General features: G+C 66.6%; 16 protein-coding genes. 3 read left to right on the top strand and 13 right to left on the bottom strand.

Features of this window, described 5'->3' with window-relative positions; translation table 11 throughout:
* Positions 1-10: 10 nt before the first annotated feature.
* On the top strand, positions 11-895 hold the full coding sequence (locus ACAG21_RS03805; protein ID WP_370494669.1) for an A/G-specific adenine glycosylase: 885 nt from the start codon (positions 11-13) through the stop codon (positions 893-895).
* On the opposite strand, the gene ACAG21_RS03800 is transcribed toward ACAG21_RS03805, so the two are convergent.
* Positions 878-1,633, bottom strand: coding sequence for an alpha/beta fold hydrolase (locus tag ACAG21_RS03800; RefSeq protein ID WP_370494668.1), 756 nt, complete (start codon positions 1,631-1,633; stop codon positions 878-880). The genes ACAG21_RS03805 and ACAG21_RS03800 overlap by 18 nt on opposite strands.
* A 64-nt stretch (positions 1,634-1,697) precedes the next feature.
* Between ACAG21_RS03800 and mhuD the strand changes: the two genes are divergently transcribed.
* Together mhuD and ACAG21_RS03790 are read left to right on the top strand one after the other, a co-directional pair.
* Positions 1,698-2,018 (top strand): mycobilin-forming heme oxygenase MhuD, encoded by a 321-nt coding sequence (mhuD, locus tag ACAG21_RS03795; RefSeq protein WP_370494667.1) that lies wholly within the window; start codon positions 1,698-1,700, stop codon positions 2,016-2,018.
* Positions 1,981-3,366 carry a serine hydrolase gene (locus tag ACAG21_RS03790; protein WP_370494666.1) on the top strand — a complete coding sequence of 462 codons (1,386 nt, stop codon included), beginning with the start codon at positions 1,981-1,983 and terminating at the stop codon, positions 3,364-3,366. Before mhuD ends, ACAG21_RS03790 begins: the two co-directional genes overlap by 38 nt.
* On the opposite strand, the gene ACAG21_RS03785 is transcribed toward ACAG21_RS03790, so the two are convergent.
* From ACAG21_RS03785 to ACAG21_RS03730, 12 genes are all read right to left on the bottom strand, one after another.
* Positions 3,367-3,918, bottom strand: a complete 552-nt coding sequence (locus ACAG21_RS03785; protein WP_370494665.1) for a histidine phosphatase family protein — start codon at positions 3,916-3,918, stop codon at positions 3,367-3,369.
* Entirely contained in the window at positions 3,915-4,718 is an 804-nt protein-coding gene (locus tag ACAG21_RS03780; RefSeq protein WP_370494664.1) for a CbtA family protein, read from the bottom strand. The genes ACAG21_RS03785 and ACAG21_RS03780 overlap by 4 nt, the downstream gene beginning before the upstream one ends.
* A gap of 6 nt (positions 4,719-4,724) precedes the next feature.
* Positions 4,725-4,934: a CbtB-domain containing protein gene (locus ACAG21_RS03775; RefSeq protein ID WP_096290340.1), complete on the bottom strand. Its 210-nt coding sequence runs from the start codon at positions 4,932-4,934 to the stop codon at positions 4,725-4,727.
* Between the two features lie 163 nt (positions 4,935-5,097).
* The gene (locus tag ACAG21_RS03770; RefSeq protein ID WP_370494663.1) at positions 5,098-5,478 is read right to left on the bottom strand and encodes a YbjQ family protein; all 381 of its coding nucleotides are present in this window, start codon (positions 5,476-5,478) and stop codon (positions 5,098-5,100) included.
* Between the two features lie 131 nt (positions 5,479-5,609).
* Positions 5,610-8,144: an ATP-dependent protease ATP-binding subunit ClpC gene (clpC1, locus tag ACAG21_RS03765; protein WP_370494662.1), complete on the bottom strand. Its 2,535-nt coding sequence runs from the start codon at positions 8,142-8,144 to the stop codon at positions 5,610-5,612.
* Positions 8,145-8,438: 294 nt separating this feature from the next.
* Entirely contained in the window at positions 8,439-8,777 is a 339-nt protein-coding gene (gene lsr2, locus ACAG21_RS03760) for a histone-like nucleoid-structuring protein Lsr2 (RefSeq protein ID WP_085223269.1), read from the bottom strand.
* A 118-nt stretch (positions 8,778-8,895) separates the two neighbouring features.
* Entirely contained in the window at positions 8,896-10,395 is a 1,500-nt protein-coding gene (lysS, locus tag ACAG21_RS03755) for a lysine--tRNA ligase (protein ID WP_370494661.1), read from the bottom strand.
* 115 nt (positions 10,396-10,510) lie between these two features.
* The gene (locus ACAG21_RS03750; RefSeq protein ID WP_370494660.1) at positions 10,511-11,326 is read right to left on the bottom strand and encodes a type III pantothenate kinase; all 816 of its coding nucleotides are present in this window, start codon (positions 11,324-11,326) and stop codon (positions 10,511-10,513) included.
* Between the two features lie 2 nt (positions 11,327-11,328).
* Positions 11,329-11,748, bottom strand: a complete 420-nt coding sequence (gene panD, locus ACAG21_RS03745) for an aspartate 1-decarboxylase (RefSeq protein WP_370494659.1) — start codon at positions 11,746-11,748, stop codon at positions 11,329-11,331.
* Complete coding sequence (gene panC / locus ACAG21_RS03740; RefSeq protein WP_370495027.1) at positions 11,748-12,677, bottom strand: pantoate--beta-alanine ligase; 930 nt, start codon at positions 12,675-12,677, stop codon at positions 11,748-11,750. The genes panD and panC overlap by 1 nt, the downstream gene beginning before the upstream one ends.
* Before the next feature lie 5 nt (positions 12,678-12,682).
* Positions 12,683-13,594 carry a Rossmann-like and DUF2520 domain-containing protein gene (locus ACAG21_RS03735; protein ID WP_370494658.1) on the bottom strand — a complete coding sequence of 304 codons (912 nt, stop codon included), beginning with the start codon at positions 13,592-13,594 and terminating at the stop codon, positions 12,683-12,685.
* Positions 13,595-13,709: 115 nt separating this feature from the next.
* Positions 13,710-15,092: a DUF6779 domain-containing protein gene (locus tag ACAG21_RS03730; RefSeq protein WP_370494657.1), complete on the bottom strand. Its 1,383-nt coding sequence runs from the start codon at positions 15,090-15,092 to the stop codon at positions 13,710-13,712.
* Positions 15,093-15,128: the final 36 nt, after the last annotated feature.

Raw genomic sequence — 15,128 nt, 5'->3', positions numbered from 1 at the left:
GCGGGCGCCGATGACTAGCCAGGGGCAAATCCCGACGAATGAACTTCTGGGGTGGTACGAGCGCTCGCGCCGTGATCTGCCCTGGCGGGAACCGGGTGTGGACGCCTGGCAGATCCTGGTCAGCGAGTTCATGCTGCAGCAGACGCCGGTGGCTCGGGTGCTGCCGATCTGGACGGAATGGGTGCGCCGCTGGCCCACCCCGTCGGCGACGGCGGCGGCCAGCGCGGCCGATGTGCTGCGGGCCTGGGGCACGCTGGGTTATCCGCGGCGGGCCAAGCGGCTGCACGAATGCGCCATCGTCATCGCGCGCGATCACGGCGACGTCGTTCCCGATGACGTCGAAACCCTGTTGGAACTACCAGGTATCGGCACCTACACGGCGCGAGCCGTGGCGTGCTTCGCCTACCGCAAGCGGGTGCCGGTGGTGGACACCAATGTGCGACGGGTGGTCGCCCGAGCCGTGCACGGCCTGGCCGATGCCGGTCCGGCCTCGGCCACCCGCGACCTTGCCGACGTCTCGGCGCTGTTACCGGAAGACGCTACGGCCCCGCAGTTTTCGGTAGCACTGATGGAACTGGGCGCCACAGTATGCATTGCGCGCACGCCGCGCTGCGGGTTGTGCCCGCTCGAGCACTGCGCGTGGCGGCAGGCCGGATTTCCTCCGGCAGCGGCGCCGGCCCGCCGCATTCAGACGTATGCCGGAACGGATCGCCAAGTCCGCGGTCGGTTGCTGGATGTCTTGCGCGCCAACGACTCTCCGGTGACCCGGGCCGAGCTGGATGTGGCGTGGCTCACCGATACCGCCCAACGCGACCGGGCGTTGTATTCACTGCTTGCCGACGGCCTCGTGACACAGACGCGCGACGGCCGGTTCGGATTAGCCGGCGAGGAATGACTCGACCGCTTGCCGGTAGACATCGGGCGCTTCGTCGTGAATCAGATGACCCGCTTCAGGAACCGCTAAATATGTTGCTGTCGAATGCTTTTCGTACATTTCGCGCATCTGGCCGGGCGGGGTGACGGAGTTGCCGGCCTCGAGTAGCAGCGCCGGAACCCGGACCGCCAGCCAGTGCTCCCAGTAGTCCCGGGTGCCCCATTCGGCAGCGATCTCGATCCATCGCGAGGTGTGACCGTGCAGCCGCCAACCGGTGCCGGTGCGGTCGAAGGCCTCCAGAAAATAACGGCCGGCAACCGGACCGAATTCGTTGTAAACCTGTTCGGCGGTGTCGAATTCGACCGGAAGCGCATGCAGCCACGGCTCCCAGGGACCCGTGGTGCGGCCGCGAAAGTCGGGCGCCATGTCCTCGAGCACCAGCGCCGAAACCAGTTCGGGGCGCTGCGCGGCCAGACACCAGGAGTGCAGCGCCCCCATCGAATGTCCCACCAGCCGCACCGGCGTCGCCAACGGGGTTATCGCTTCGGCGAGGTCGGCCACGAAACGTTCGGTGTTGATCGGGTGCGGGTCGGCCACATCGCGACCGCGATGCCACGGCGCATCGTAGGTGTACACGGTGCCCAGCCGGGTCAGCCACGGCAGCTGGCGCGACCAGGTGGTGCCGCGGCCCATCAGGCCGTGCACCAGTATCAACGGCTCGCCTTGCCCGCCCTGGCAGGTCAACAGATCGGTGGGCATAGCACCATCTTGCGTGGCCCGCCCAGGAGCAGGACAGGGCAGGGGGCGGGGTAGCCTAGCGAACATGCCGCCAGTGGTGAAGATCAACGCAATTGAAGTACCCGCCGACGCTGGCCCTGAGCTGGAAAAGCGCTTCGCCCACCGCGCCCACGCGGTGGACAACCAGCCCGGCTTCCTCGGCTTTCAGCTACTGCGCCCGGTAAAGGGCGAGAACCGCTACTTCGTCGTGACACACTGGGAGTCCGATGAAGCATTCCAGGCCTGGGCGAGTGGGCCCGCCGTCGAAGCCCATGCTGGTCAGCGTGCCAACCCGGTGGCGACCGGTGCGTCGCTGCTGGAATTCGAGGTTGTCATGGACGTTACGGGGAGCAAGCAGTCTGAATAGGCCGCATAACCTGGGTCCCGCGCGACAGCGCGTGCTGGCCGTGACGGCCGCCGCGGCACTTGTTGCGACTTTGGCTCCGGGTTGCTCGCCTTCGCCGTCGCCGCAGGCGAACGCGGCCAATCCGGGCCGGGCGATCGACACCCGGACACCCCCAGGACTACGGGCCCAGCAGACCGTCGACATGCTCAACTCCGACTGGCCGATCGGCCCGGTTGGAGTACGCACGCTGGCCGCGCCCGACCAGGTGGACTCGGTCGAAAAGACCATGGAAGAACTCTGGTGGGATCGCCCCTTCACGCTGGACGGGGTAGACATCAGTGCCAGCGTCGCCACGCTGCACCTCACCTCGTCTTACGGAGCGCGGCAAGACATCCGGATCCACACCGACGACATCGGCCGAGTTGATCGATTCGAGCTCGACACGTTGTCGCCCACGATCACCTCGTGGCATGACATCGACGCGACGCTGAGCAAGACCGGTGCGCGGTACTCCTATCAGGTCGCCAAGGTCGACGACGGCCACTGCGATCCCGTGATGGGAACCAATACCGTCGAATCTCTGCCGCTGGCATCGATTTTCAAGTTATACGTGCTGCACGCCCTGGCCGGCGCGGTGCGCAACCACACGGTGTCCTGGGACGATCAGCTGACCGTTACCGACAAGAGCAAGGCGGTGGGCTCTTCGGGCCTGGGACTTGCTCCCGGCGACCATGTTTCGGTGCGCACCGCGGCCGAGAAGATGATCGCCAACAGCGACAACATGGCCACCGACTTGCTGATCGAACGATTGGGCAAGCACGCCATCGAATCCGCACTCGCCACGGCCGGCCATCACGATCCGGCCAGCATGACCCCGTTCCCCACGATGTATGAGCTGTTCTCCATCGGCTGGGGCGAACCGGATCTGCGCAGCCAGTGGCAGAATGCGACGCCGCAGGTCCGCGCCCAGCTGCTGGCACAGGCGAATTCCGCTCCCTACCAACCTGATCCGGCTCGCGCCCACACCCCGGCCTCGGCCTCCGGGGCGGAGTGGTACGGCAGCGCCGAGGACATCTGCCGAGTGCACGCCGCGCTGCAGGCCGACGCCGTCGGCGAGGCCGCACCCGTCAAGCAGATCCTGTCGGCGGTCTCCGGTATCCAGCTGGACCGAAGCGTGTGGCCGTACATCGGCGCGAAAGCCGGTGGGCTGCCGGGTGATCTGACCTTCAGCTGGTACGCCGTCGACAAGACGCAGCAACCGTGGGTGGTCAGTTTCCAGCTGAACTGGCCCCGCGACCACGGCCCGAAGGTGACCGGCTGGATGCTGGGAGTGGCCAAGAAGACTTTCGCGCTGGTCGCGCCGCAGTAGTCACTGCAGCCGCAGCGTCCACCGGCCGTTTCGATAATGCATGGTTGTACGGCTAAGCGGGGCAATGTCGATGCGCCAGAACGACTTCGGTGCTATGTCGAGAGCCGTCAGGATCGCCGCGCGGATCACCCCCGGATGGGTGACGGCAACAGTGCGCGACGGGCCTTGGGTCAACGACGCCAGCCAGCCGGCGACCCGCTCGGTGAGCTCGACGATTGACTCACCGCCGTGTGGCGCCTGAGCCGGGTCATTGCGCCACGCCTCGAGCTCTGCCTCCGAGACGGCCCCGAGGGCCTGGCCGCGCCAGAGCCCGCAATCGAGGTCGGCCAGCCGCGGCTCGACCATGGCCTCCAGGCCCAGCAGCTCCGCGGTTTGCCGGGTCCGCAGTTCGGGACCGGCAATGTGCCGTGCGCCGCGAATGTCAAGGCCCGCAGCGACTTCGGCCCGTCGACGGCCGGCGTCGCTGAGCGGCTCGTCGGCCGGAAATCGTGCGGCCGCCATCGCATCGGTCATAGCGTGCGACACCATCTCCAGCCGCACGACCCGCGTCACACCGCGCTGCTCGATACCCGTCCGCTTTCGGCACGCTCTGGAAGCAACCGCCCTGCCAGCGTCGCGAAGACCAGGCCGATGGTCACCCAGAGCAACAGCTGCGTGCCCAGCGACAACAACCTGAATTCGTAGAGGACATCGGCGGGAAAGCCGGGATACATGATCGCGCCCGACGCGTCGCGCAATGGTTCGGGCGTCTCGTCGACCGTGGGCAGCAGCACCATCACCACCGCGACGGCCACCAGATAAGCCCCGGCGGCGAGCAGCCGTCCGTTCCAGTCACCGAACCGGTCGGTCAACCGCCCGGCCAGCCATACCGCCGCGATCGCCAGCACCACCGACACCACCACCATCGCCAGGTACCAACCGGTGCGGACCCCGATCGTGTCGGACTGGCCGACGGCCGGCGGGTTCGGCGGATATTTCACGAACGGGACCAGGTACACCGCCACGAACGCGCCGGCCGACAGTAACAGCGAAAGCTGGCGTGGCGCAGGGCTTTCCGCACGAACTGTTGCGCGGGCATACCCGACGCAGAACAGCACCGCGAACAATGCGCCCATCGCAAGACCGAAGATAAGCACCCCGAAACCGAGTCCGGGGTTGGCCTGCACGCCACGGGTGAACAGCTCGGCGCCATGCTCGTGCACGCCGTGGGCGTTCTCGGCGTCGGTTCGACCGTCCTCGAATTCGATCGCGCGGGCGATGACGGGTTCGGCACACACACGGGCAAAGATGAATGCCAGTACGGCGCCGATTGCGCCCGCCAGCAGCCCGCGTCCGATCAGACGCTTCTCCACGCCGGGTCAGTGGCAGGGGAAGCCGAGGAGATGGCGCGCATCGTGCACGAATTCGTGCACATGCGTGTCGCTGCCGAACAACGACACCGCGCCCTGATCGACACCGACGAAGTAAAGAGCCAATAACGCCAGGAAGGCGGTTGCCGCCAACCAGAGCGCGGCATGTGCCGCCGACAAATCAATCGAACGGGTGCCGGTCGTCTCGGAACTGGACACTGTTGACTCCTTCTGGGAATGACGCGTCCCACGTTGGTGACGGGTTCCGGGTCTGACTTTCTACAGTGGCGCGACCGTTCTGGAATTTCACCAGATTCCATAGCCCGTCGGAAAAACAGTTAACAGCCGTCAGTCTAAACGGACCGCACGATGGAACAAACAATCACTGCTGCGCGGGGCCGCCACCGTAACCGAGCTGGCTGGCCGTGTACTTGGCCCCGTCGGTGACCGGCACCGCCTCGACAGCCGTGCCGTAGGCGCAGATCTCGGTCCAGACGTCGCCGATTTCGGTGGTGTCGAAGCGCATCGCGATGATGGCGTTGCCGCCGCGGTTACGCGCCTCGGAAATCAGCCGGCCCATCGCCTCGTTGCGGCTTTCGGCCAGATTCTTGGTCATCCCTTGCAGCTCCCCGCCGAACATGGCCTTGAAGCCCGCGCCCATCTGGGAGAACGCATTTCGCGATCGAACGGTCAGCCCGAACACTTCGCCGCAGACGCGTCGAATCTCCCAGCCCGGAAGGTCGTTGGTGGTGACGATCAGCACAGATAAGCCCCTTAGCCCTCAGCACAGCAAACGGGTGGTTAGTCCGGTCAGAGACTAGACCCCATTGTGGCAACCCGCTTCGCCCGGCTCCGCCGCGCTCGCGATCGCCACGCCACCCGTCTGCGGTAGTGCTACTGGTTCTCGGGAGCCGCGTGCGCTCCGGCTTTCTGCAGCTCCGGCTCGGCCGGCGGCTTGCGTGTCCCGGTGAACGTGAACTTCGCGTCCTCGCCGGCACCTTCGCCGTCCCAGTTGTCCACGTCGACGGTGACCACCTGGCCGGGGCCCACCTCGTCGAAGAGGATCTTCTCCGACAGCTGGTCCTCGATCTCGCGCTGGATGGTGCGCCGCAGCGGGCGAGCACCCAGCACCGGGTCGAAGCCGCGCTTGGCGAGCAACGACTTGGCCTTGTCGGTCAGCTCCAGAGCCATGTCCTTGGCCTTGAGCTGGGTGGCGACCCGGCCGATCATCAGGTCCACCATCTGGATGATCTCGTCGCGAGTCAGCTGGTGGAAGACGATGATGTCGTCGATGCGGTTGAGGAACTCCGGGCGGAAGTGCTTCTTCAGCTCGTCGTTGACCTTCTGCTTCATCCGCTCGTAGTCGTTTTCGCCGCCACCCTGGGTGAAGCCCAGGCCGACCGGCTTGGAGATGTCCGACGTACCGAGGTTGGAGGTGAAGATCAGCACGGTGTTCTTGAAGTCGACCGTGCGGCCCTGCCCGTCGGTGAGCCGGCCATCCTCGAGGACCTGCAACAGGCTGTTGTAGATCTCCTGGTGTGCCTTCTCGATCTCGTCGAACAGCACCACGGAGAACGGCTTGCGGCGCACCTTCTCGGTGAGCTGACCGCCCTCCTCGTAGCCGACGTATCCCGGTGGGGCACCGAACAACCGCGACGCGGTGAACCGGTCGTGGAACTCACCCATGTCGATCTGGATGAGCGCGTCGTCGTCGCCGAACAGGAAGTTCGCCAGCGCCTTGGACAGCTCGGTCTTACCGACACCGGAAGGACCGGCGAAGATGAACGAACCGGACGGGCGCTTGGGGTCCTTCAACCCGGCGCGGGTGCGGCGGATCGCCTTGGAGACGGCCTTGACCGCATCCACCTGGCCGATGATCCGCTTGTGCAGCTCTTCCTCCATGCGGAGCAGGCGCGTGGTCTCGGCCTCGGTGAGCTTGAACACCGGGATTCCGGTCCAGTTACCCAGCACCTCGGCGATCTGCTCGTCGTCGACCTCGGCGACCACATCGAGATCGCCTGAACGCCACTGCTTTTCGCGCTCGGTCCGCTGGGCGACCAGTTGCTTCTCCCGGTCGCGCAGGCTGGCGGCCTTCTCGAAGTCCTGAGCGTCGATCGCCGATTCTTTCTCCCGGCGTGCCTCGGCGATCTTCTCGTCGAACTCGCGCAGGTCTGGCGGCGCGGTCATCCGGCGGATGCGCATCCGGGCGCCTGCCTCGTCGATCAGGTCGATCGCCTTGTCCGGCAGGAACCGGTCGTTGATGTAGCGGTCGGCCAGTGTGGCGGCCGCGACCATCGCGGAATCGGTGATCGACACCCGGTGGTGCGCCTCGTACCGGTCGCGCAGCCCCTTGAGGATCTCGATGGTGTGCTCCACCGTCGGCTCGCCCACCTGCACGGGCTGGAAGCGGCGCTCCAGGGCGGCGTCCTTCTCGATGTACTTGCGGTACTCGTCGAGCGTGGTGGCGCCGATGGTCTGCAGTTCCCCGCGCGCCAGCTTCGGCTTGAGGATCGACGCGGCGTCGATCGCGCCCTCGGCGGCACCGGCACCCACCAGGGTGTGCAGCTCGTCGATGAACAGGATGATGTCGCCGCGGGTGTTGATCTCCTTGAGCACCTTCTTCAGGCGTTCCTCGAAATCACCGCGGTAGCGGCTGCCGGCCACCAGCGACCCCAGGTCCAGGGTGTAGAGCTGCTTGTCCTTCAGCGTCTCGGGCACCTCGCCGTGCACGATGGCCTGCGCCAGGCCCTCGACCACGGCGGTCTTCCCGACGCCGGGCTCGCCGATCAGCACCGGGTTGTTCTTGGTGCGCCGGCTCAGCACCTGCATCACCCGCTCGATTTCCTTCTCGCGGCCGATGACGGGGTCCAGCTTGCCTTCCATCGCGGCAGCCGTCAGGTTGCGCCCGAACTGGTCGAGCACCAGCGAGGTGGACGGGCTGCCCGACTCGCCGCCGCGGCCACCGGTTCCGGCCTCGGCGGCCTCCTTGCCCTGGTAGCCACTGAGCAGCTGAATCACCTGCTGGCGCACCCGGGTCAGCTCGGCACCCAGCTTGACCAGCACTTGCGCGGCCACGCCCTCGCCCTCACGGATCAGGCCCAGCAGGATGTGCTCGGTGCCGATGTAGTTGTGGCCCAGCTGCAGCGCCTCGCGCAGGCTCAGCTCGAGAACCTTCTTGGCACGCGGGGTGAACGGGATGTGCCCGGACGGAGCCTGCTGCCCCTGGCCGATGATCTCCTCGACCTGGCTGCGGACGCCCTCGAGCGAGATCCCAAGCGACTCCAGCGACTTCGCGGCGACGCCTTCACCTTCGTGAATCAGACCCAGCAGGATGTGCTCGGTGCCGATGTAGTTGTGGTTGAGCATCCGGGCCTCTTCTTGGGCCAGGACGACCACCCTGCGGGCACGGTCGGTAAATCTTTCGAACATCGGTGGTTACCTGCTCTCCCTCACCATCGGTACTTCATGTTGTCGGCACAGGGGCCGCCACGCGTACCTGGTGTCCACTGTAATGGTCGGCCCGTCAGGGTTCTAACCTTGCGGTGCCTTGCCGTTCGGGCCTGGTCCGCTCCGTGGCGGGGAATCCCCGTCACGACGGAGCCATAGCTGGAGAAACGAGACTAACCATAAATTCGTTTCCCGCGAGCGCCGATGATCGTTTCGCCGCCAGCGAAAACAGAACCGGCGCCCAGGCCTTGCGACCGGGCGCCGGTTAACGCTTTGTTAGGTGGCCGCGTGGAATGCGTCGATCACGTCCGCCGGGATGCGGCCGCGCGTCGACACGTTGTGTCCATTTCGGCGGGCCCATTCGCGGATCGCCGCACTCTGCTCGCGGTCGATGGCCCCGCGCCCCCGCCCGGTTCCGGAACGCCCCCGACGACGACCCCCGACGCGGCGGCCGGCTGCCACCCATTGCTTCAGATCACCGCGGAGTTTCGCCGCATTCTTCGTTGAAAGATCAATCTCATAGGTCACCCCGTCAAGCCCGAATTCGACGGTTTCGTCGGCGGCACCCGCACCGTCGAAATCATCAACCAAGGTGACGGTGACTTTTTTCGCCATTAGCTTACCCTCGCGTTCTTCCTGAGCAGTTGCTGGGCAGTTTGGACCCACTCCCCGGTCACTAATCTGCCATATGAACGCAGCATACTCAATCTGAGCGCAACGCAGTGTTCGGCTTTCAGCTGGAGTGCGGTCGAACAATCGGGAACAAAACTGTCTCTCTAATTGACAGGCCGGTCAAAGTCATCAACAACCGGTCGATACCCATTCCCGTTCCGGTGGTTGGCGGCATCCCATACTCGAGCGCCGCGAGAAAATCTTCATCAAGCGCCATAGCCTCGTCATCGCCGGCCGCGGCGGCGCGTGCTTGTTCGGCAAATCGTTCGCGCTGCACGACCGGATCGTTTAATTCCGAGTACCCGGTGGCCAGTTCCACTCCGCGCACATAGAGATCCCACTTCTCGGTCACACCCGGGATGCTGCGGTGCTGTCGAGTCAAAGGTGTTGTCTCGACAGGGAAATCCTTGACGAACGTCGGCGCGGTCAGCGTATTACCCACCGCATGCTCCCATAGTTCCTCGACGAGCTTGCCGTGTCCGTACCCGCGGTCCGTGGGTATCTCGACACCCAGCCGGTCCGCGATGGCCCATAGCCGCTCGACCGTGGTCTGCGGTGTGATCTCTTCACCGAGTGCCGCAGACAGCGACGGATACATTTGTATCGACGCCCATTCTCCGTCTATGTCGTAGACACTGCCATCTGGCAACGAGAGTTGTCGGGTACCGATCGCCTCGTCGGCCACCTCTTGAATAAGCTCTCGCGTCACGAGTGCCGAATCGTCATAGGTTCCGTACGTCTGGTACGTCTCCAACATCGAGAATTCCGGAGAATGCGTCGAATCAGAACCTTCGTTTCTGAAGACGCGATTTAGCTCGAAGACCTTGTCGAATCCACCGACGATGCATCGCTTGAGGAACAGTTCCGGTGCGATCCTCAGGTAGAGATCGATGTCAAGCGCATTGGAATGCGTGATGAACGGCCGAGCAGCGGCGCCACCCGCCAACGTCTGCAAGATTGGCGTTTCGACTTCGAGAAACCCGCGCCGTTCCAGCGCGTTGCGTATGGCGCGGACAACGGCGATCCGCTGCCTTGCCACCTCGCGCGCCTGGGGGCGCACGATCAGGTCGACATAACGCTGCCGCACCCGCGATTCCTCGCTCATGTCCTTGTGCGCGACGGGCAGCGGCCGCAGTGACTTGGATGCGATCCGCCAGGAATCGGCAAGGACGGACAATTCGCCGCGTCGCGAGCTGATCACGTTGCCGTGCACGTACACGATGTCGCCGAGGTCGACATCGGCTTTCCACGCGTTCAGCGAATCCTGGCCGACCTTGTCCAGGCTGATCATTACCTGCAGCGTGGCGCCGTCGCCGTCCTGCAGCGTCGCAAAACACAATTTGCCGGAATTGCGCGCGAATATGACCCGCCCCGCCACGCCGACGATGTCGTCGGTCGCGGTGTCGACCGCCAGGTCGGGGTATGCGGAGCGGACCTGAGCCAGCGTGTGGCTGCGTTCGATGGCCACCGGGTAGGGGTCAAGCCCCTCGGCCAACAGCCGAGCACGCTTATCCCGGCGAATCCGGAACTGCTCGGGGAGGTCTTGATCGGCGGCACTCACGACGTGCCAGCTTAAATGACATCGGGGCGGGCCCGCCGCAGGCGTCGGGAGTGCGCTGGTGGCTTCGAGTGTGCTGCCAGGGCGCCGTACGCGCACACTCGCGGCAATAGAAAAGTCAGCGTGCGGTTTTCAGCCGGCCGCGCTGGGCATCGCGGTTGCGCTCGAAGACAAGCCGCAGCCCCTGCAGCGTCAGGTGCTGGTCGTAATGGGCGGCGGTCTGTAGCTCGCACAGCAGCAGCGGCGCGGTGTGGCCGGTCGCCACGATCACCACGTCGTCGCCGGAAAAGCCATCGACGTCTTCGCGAATGCGACCCACCAGGCCGTCGACCAGTCCGGCGAAACCGAATACCGCGCCGGCCTGCATGCACTCGACGGTGTTCTTGCCGACGACCGACCGGGGCCGGGACAGCTCGACCCGGCGCAGCGCGGCAGAGCGGGCCGCGGCGGCATCCGAGGAGACCTGAATCCCGGGCGCGATGGCGCCGCCGAGGAACTCGCCCTTGGCCGACACCACGTCCACACAGATCGACGATCCGAAGTCGACGACGATGCAGGGTTTCCCGAATTTCTGATAGGCCGCCAGGCAGTTGACGATCCGGTCGGCGCCCACTTCTTTCGGATTGTCGACCAGCAGCGGGATCCCGGTCCGCACGCCAGGCTCGATCAGCACGTGCGGCACCGACGGCCAGTACTGGTCGAGCATGACCCGCACCTCGTGCAGCACCGACGGGACGGTGGACAGCGCCGCGGCACCGGTCAACTGCTCGGAGTCGTCGCCGATCAGGCCGTCGATGGTCAGGGCCAGTTCGTCCGCGGTGACCTCGGACTCGGTGCGGATCCGCCACTGCTGCACGACTTTTGCGTGCTCCTTGGCACCGGACAGCAGCCCGACGACGGTGTGCGTGTTACGGACGTCGATCGCCAGCAGCACGGCTATCGCGCACCCATCCGGGGATTCATTAGCTCAGCCGCATCGTCGGGCACGAATGCCGGGTCGCTACCCAGGTCGATCTGCTTGTTGTCGGCGTCGACGAAGACGATGCGCGGCTGGTAGGCACGCGCCTGCGCATCTTCCATCGTGCCGTAGGCGATCAGGATCACCAGGTCGCCAGGGTGCACGAGATGCGCTGCCGCACCATTGATTCCGATGATGCCGGTGCCACGCTCGCCGGTAATCGCGTAGGTGACCAGACGGGCGCCGTTGTCGATGTCCACGATGGTCACCTGTTCGCCCTCGAGCAGGTCGGCGGCGTCCATCAAGTCGGCGTCGATCGTCACCGAGCCTACGTAGTGCAGATCGGCCTGCGTGACCGTGGCGCGGTGAATCTTCGATTTCAGCATCGTGCGAAACATCAATTCCTCCAAGGTGATTCAACATGCCCGTCCGGCCCCTCAGGAGTGCCGGCGAGATTACCGATTTGGATTGCAACGTTGTCCAGCAGTCTCGTGGTGCCCAGGCGGGCGGCGACCAGCAGCCGGCCGGCTCCACCGACGGGATCCGGCCCCAGCTCGGTGCCGCGCAGTACCAGGTAGTCGACCGCGATTGCGGGTGCGGCGTCGAGCACCGCGCGGGCCGCGTCCAGCGCAGCCCGGACACCATGCGTCGCCGCGTGCGCCCCGGCCGTCAGCGCCGCCGAAAGGACCACGGCCAGTTCGCGCTGCTCGCTGTCGAGGTAGCGGTTGCGCGACGACATCGCCAGGCCGTCGGGTTCCCGGACGATCGGCACGCCGACGATCTGCACGTCGACGTTCAGATCGGCAACCATCTGCCGGATCAGCACCAGTTGCTGGTAATCCTTCTCGCCGAAGAAAGCGCGGTCCGGGCGCACGATCTGCAGCAGCTTGCACACCACTGTCAGCATTCCCGCGAAATGCGTTGGCCGCGAAGCACCTTCGAGTTCACCGGCCAACGGCCCGGGCGCCACGGTGGTGCGCATGCCGTCGGGATACATCGCCGCTGCGGTGGGGGCGAACACGATCTCCACCCCTTCGCCGCGCAATAGCTGAAGGTCGGCGTCCAGCGTGCGTGGGTAGGCGTCGAGGTCTTCCCCGGCACCGAACTGCAACGGATTCACGAAGATCGAAACCACCACCACCGAGCCCGGCACGCGCTTGGCGGCGCGCACCAGGGCCAGATGCCCGTCGTGCAGTGCGCCCATCGTCGGCACCAGCATCACCCGCCGGCCGGTGTGGCGCAGCGCGCGGCTGACATCCGATACCTCGCGCGGTGCCGAGTAGACGTTGAGTTCGCCCGGCTTGAAGGCCGGTGGCCGGACCGTCATCGCGTTCATCGCGCCAGCACCTCGAGGACGGCCTCCGGAGCGTGGGCACGCTGCGCGGTGCGCAGGGCGTTGACCCGGTAGGCCTGGGCCAGTTCCGGATCAACCTGCGTGAGCGCGTGCAGATGGTCGGCGACCGCGGCGGCGTCACCGCGGGCGACCGGACCGGTGAGTGCGGCCTGACCGCGCTGCAGCGTGTTCTCCAGCGCCGCCCGGGCCAGTGGGCCGACGATGCGTTCGGCGAGCCCGCCGGGCTGCTCGTCGATGGTCTGTTGCCCGAGCAGTTCGCTACCCCGCAGCGCGGCCCGCAACGCGTCGAGCGCGTCGGCCAGCACCGCGACGATGTGGTTGCCCGCGTGGGCCAGGGCGGCGTGGTAGAGGACGCGCGCCTCCTCCGGAACGCAGAACGGCTCGCCGCCCATCTCCAGCACCAGTGACTGTCCGATCGCCTGGCCGACCTCGTCGGCCGCGGTGATGCCGAAGCAGGTGTCGGGCAGCCGGCTGATGTCCTCGTCGGAGCCGTTGAACGTCATCGCCGGGTGAATCGACAGCGGTATGCAGCCCTGATGCGTCAGCGGCGCCAGAATCCCGACCCCGTTGGCTCCCGACGTGTGCACGACGATAGTCCCGGGCCGCACCGCGGAGGTGGCAGCCAGCCCGGACACCAGGCCGGCGAGTTCGCTGTCGGGAACGGCCAGTAGCAGCAGTTCGGCCGCCGCGGCCACGTCGGGCGGGGAGGCCACCGTGGTATCGGGCAGTCGCTGGGCCGCCCGCTGGCGCGACGCGTGGGAGATCGCACTGCACGCCACCACGACGTGCTCAGCGCGCTCCAGCGCAACACCCAAGGCGGTGCCCACCCGGCCAGCCGAAATGATCCCTACCTTGAGCCTGGCCGGGCGTAAACCGTCGAACTGCTCCATCGCAGACGACCTCACATGTTGATTCGTTCGTTCCAGTCCCAGCTACTGGGTACCGGACGGTCACCAAGACTGTAGTCCATTCGGGACGCCGCCCCAATGTGACGAATGTCCCAGCTCAGCCTTCCCGTCGCCGCCGCCGGCCACCGCCGGATGGCTGCACCTGAAGCCGTGCCAACAGGTCGGCAACCGACTGACCTCCGGTTTGCGGGCTTTCGCCTTCCGGCGCTTCGTCCGCGCCCAGGTGGCGGGGGGCGGGCTCCAGATGTGGCGGCGGAGCCAGTCGTGGCGGCGGGGGGGCCGTATCGTTCGGGACGTGCCGGGGGTGCGGCGGCGGGGGCGGTGCGGTCGCGGCCGCCGGGGGCGGCGGTGCGGCGGGCTCGTCTGTCGAGATGAAGTTCCGCACGCTGTAGTCGCGGTACTCCGCGGAGTGGCGCGAGCGGGCCCTACGACCGGATTCGCCGGCCGACGCCGGCGGTTCGTTCGACGACGGCGGACCGTCGGCCTGCTCCTCGGGGTCGGCATACCGCCGCCGCCGCCGGCCCGGCGGCGTGGCAGCGTCGGGCGCATCGGAGCCGGCCCAGTTGGTGCCCACAGCGCCCGGGGGCAGCCAGAGCCCGTCGGCGTTGACCGGTTGCCAGTCCGGCACCAAGCCGGGCGGCGGCTCCGGCTGCCACTGCTGGGGCTCGAAGCGCTGCTGCTCGGCCGACGCCGCGGCGGGCATCGGCGGAGGAGCGAACGGGACCTCCTGCGGCGGCACATACGGCGGCGCCTCGGGATAGCCGCCCTGCTGCGGCGGCGGGTAGGAAGGCTCTTGCTGACCCTCGTAGGGGAACCGGGCCCGCTCCCGCGCGCGGGGCGGGAGCAGCGGTTCTTCGGGCACGTCGATGATCGCGGACTCGTCGGTGCGGGGTTCGGCCGAGCTGACCGAGGCGCCCTCGCGGACCGACGTGACGCGATCGCTGGTCACCCAATCGACACCCGCACCTTCGCCATTGCGGTCCCAGTCGCTGTAGGCGCGGGCCGGCGGCGTATCGGTTTCCAGGGTCTCCAGCGCGGGCCGCTGCTCGAGATCGGTGTCGAACAGGATTTCCAGGCTGGTCCGCAGCGCGGCCACTTCCGCACGTAGCGCGGCCAGATCGTCGGCGGCCTGGGCGCGTATCTCGGAGGCCAACTCGCGCCGCAGCTGGGACTCGACGGTCAGTTCGTACTCCCGGCGGGCCGAGATCTCCCGATCCAGCTGCAGGTCGTAGACCAGCTTCAGGTCACGCACCCGCGACTGATCGGCGTCGCTTTGCCGGCGGTACAGCACCGACACAAAGGCACCGGCGACCGCGGCCCACAGCGCCAGGATCACAGCGAGCTTGAGAAGTTCCACGCGATTGGTAAAAACCAGTGCGGAACTGGCGCCTATCGCGAGGACCAGCAACGTCGTCAAGAGCACCCACCCCGGCCTGCGGCCGCCGCGCCGTACCCGGGCGCCGCGGGACAGAACGGTCATGGCCTGACTGTACCTGTGCGACGTCATTGAGCGTGT

The organism is Mycobacterium sp. pR1184 (genome assembly GCF_041287235.1).
Classification (GTDB): domain Bacteria; phylum Actinomycetota; class Actinomycetes; order Mycobacteriales; family Mycobacteriaceae; genus Mycobacterium.
The sequence above is the reverse complement of the archived record's forward strand: the minus strand, read 5'-3'. Positions and strand labels throughout refer to the sequence as shown.

Bases quoted from the DNA above. Each gene is read 5' to 3' on its own strand.
- ACAG21_RS03805 (WP_370494669.1), top strand. From the start codon at position 11: ATGACTAGCCAGGGGCAAATCCCGACGAATGAACTTCTGGGGTGGTAC.
- ACAG21_RS03800 (WP_370494668.1), bottom strand. From the start codon at position 1,633: ATGCCCACCGATCTGTTGACCTGCCAGGGCGGGCAAGGCGAGCCGTTG.
- mhuD (WP_370494667.1), top strand. From the start codon at position 1,698: ATGCCGCCAGTGGTGAAGATCAACGCAATTGAAGTACCCGCCGACGCT.
- clpC1 (WP_370494662.1), bottom strand. From the start codon at position 8,144: ATGTTCGAAAGATTTACCGACCGTGCCCGCAGGGTGGTCGTCCTGGCC.
- lsr2 (WP_085223269.1), bottom strand. From the start codon at position 8,777: ATGGCGAAAAAAGTCACCGTCACCTTGGTTGATGATTTCGACGGTGCG.
- panD (WP_370494659.1), bottom strand. From the start codon at position 11,748: ATGTTTCGCACGATGCTGAAATCGAAGATTCACCGCGCCACGGTCACG.
- panC (WP_370495027.1), bottom strand. From the start codon at position 12,677: ATGACGGTCCGGCCACCGGCCTTCAAGCCGGGCGAACTCAACGTCTAC.
- ACAG21_RS03735 (WP_370494658.1), bottom strand. From the start codon at position 13,594: ATGGAGCAGTTCGACGGTTTACGCCCGGCCAGGCTCAAGGTAGGGATC.
- ACAG21_RS03730 (WP_370494657.1), bottom strand. From the start codon at position 15,092: ATGACCGTTCTGTCCCGCGGCGCCCGGGTACGGCGCGGCGGCCGCAGG.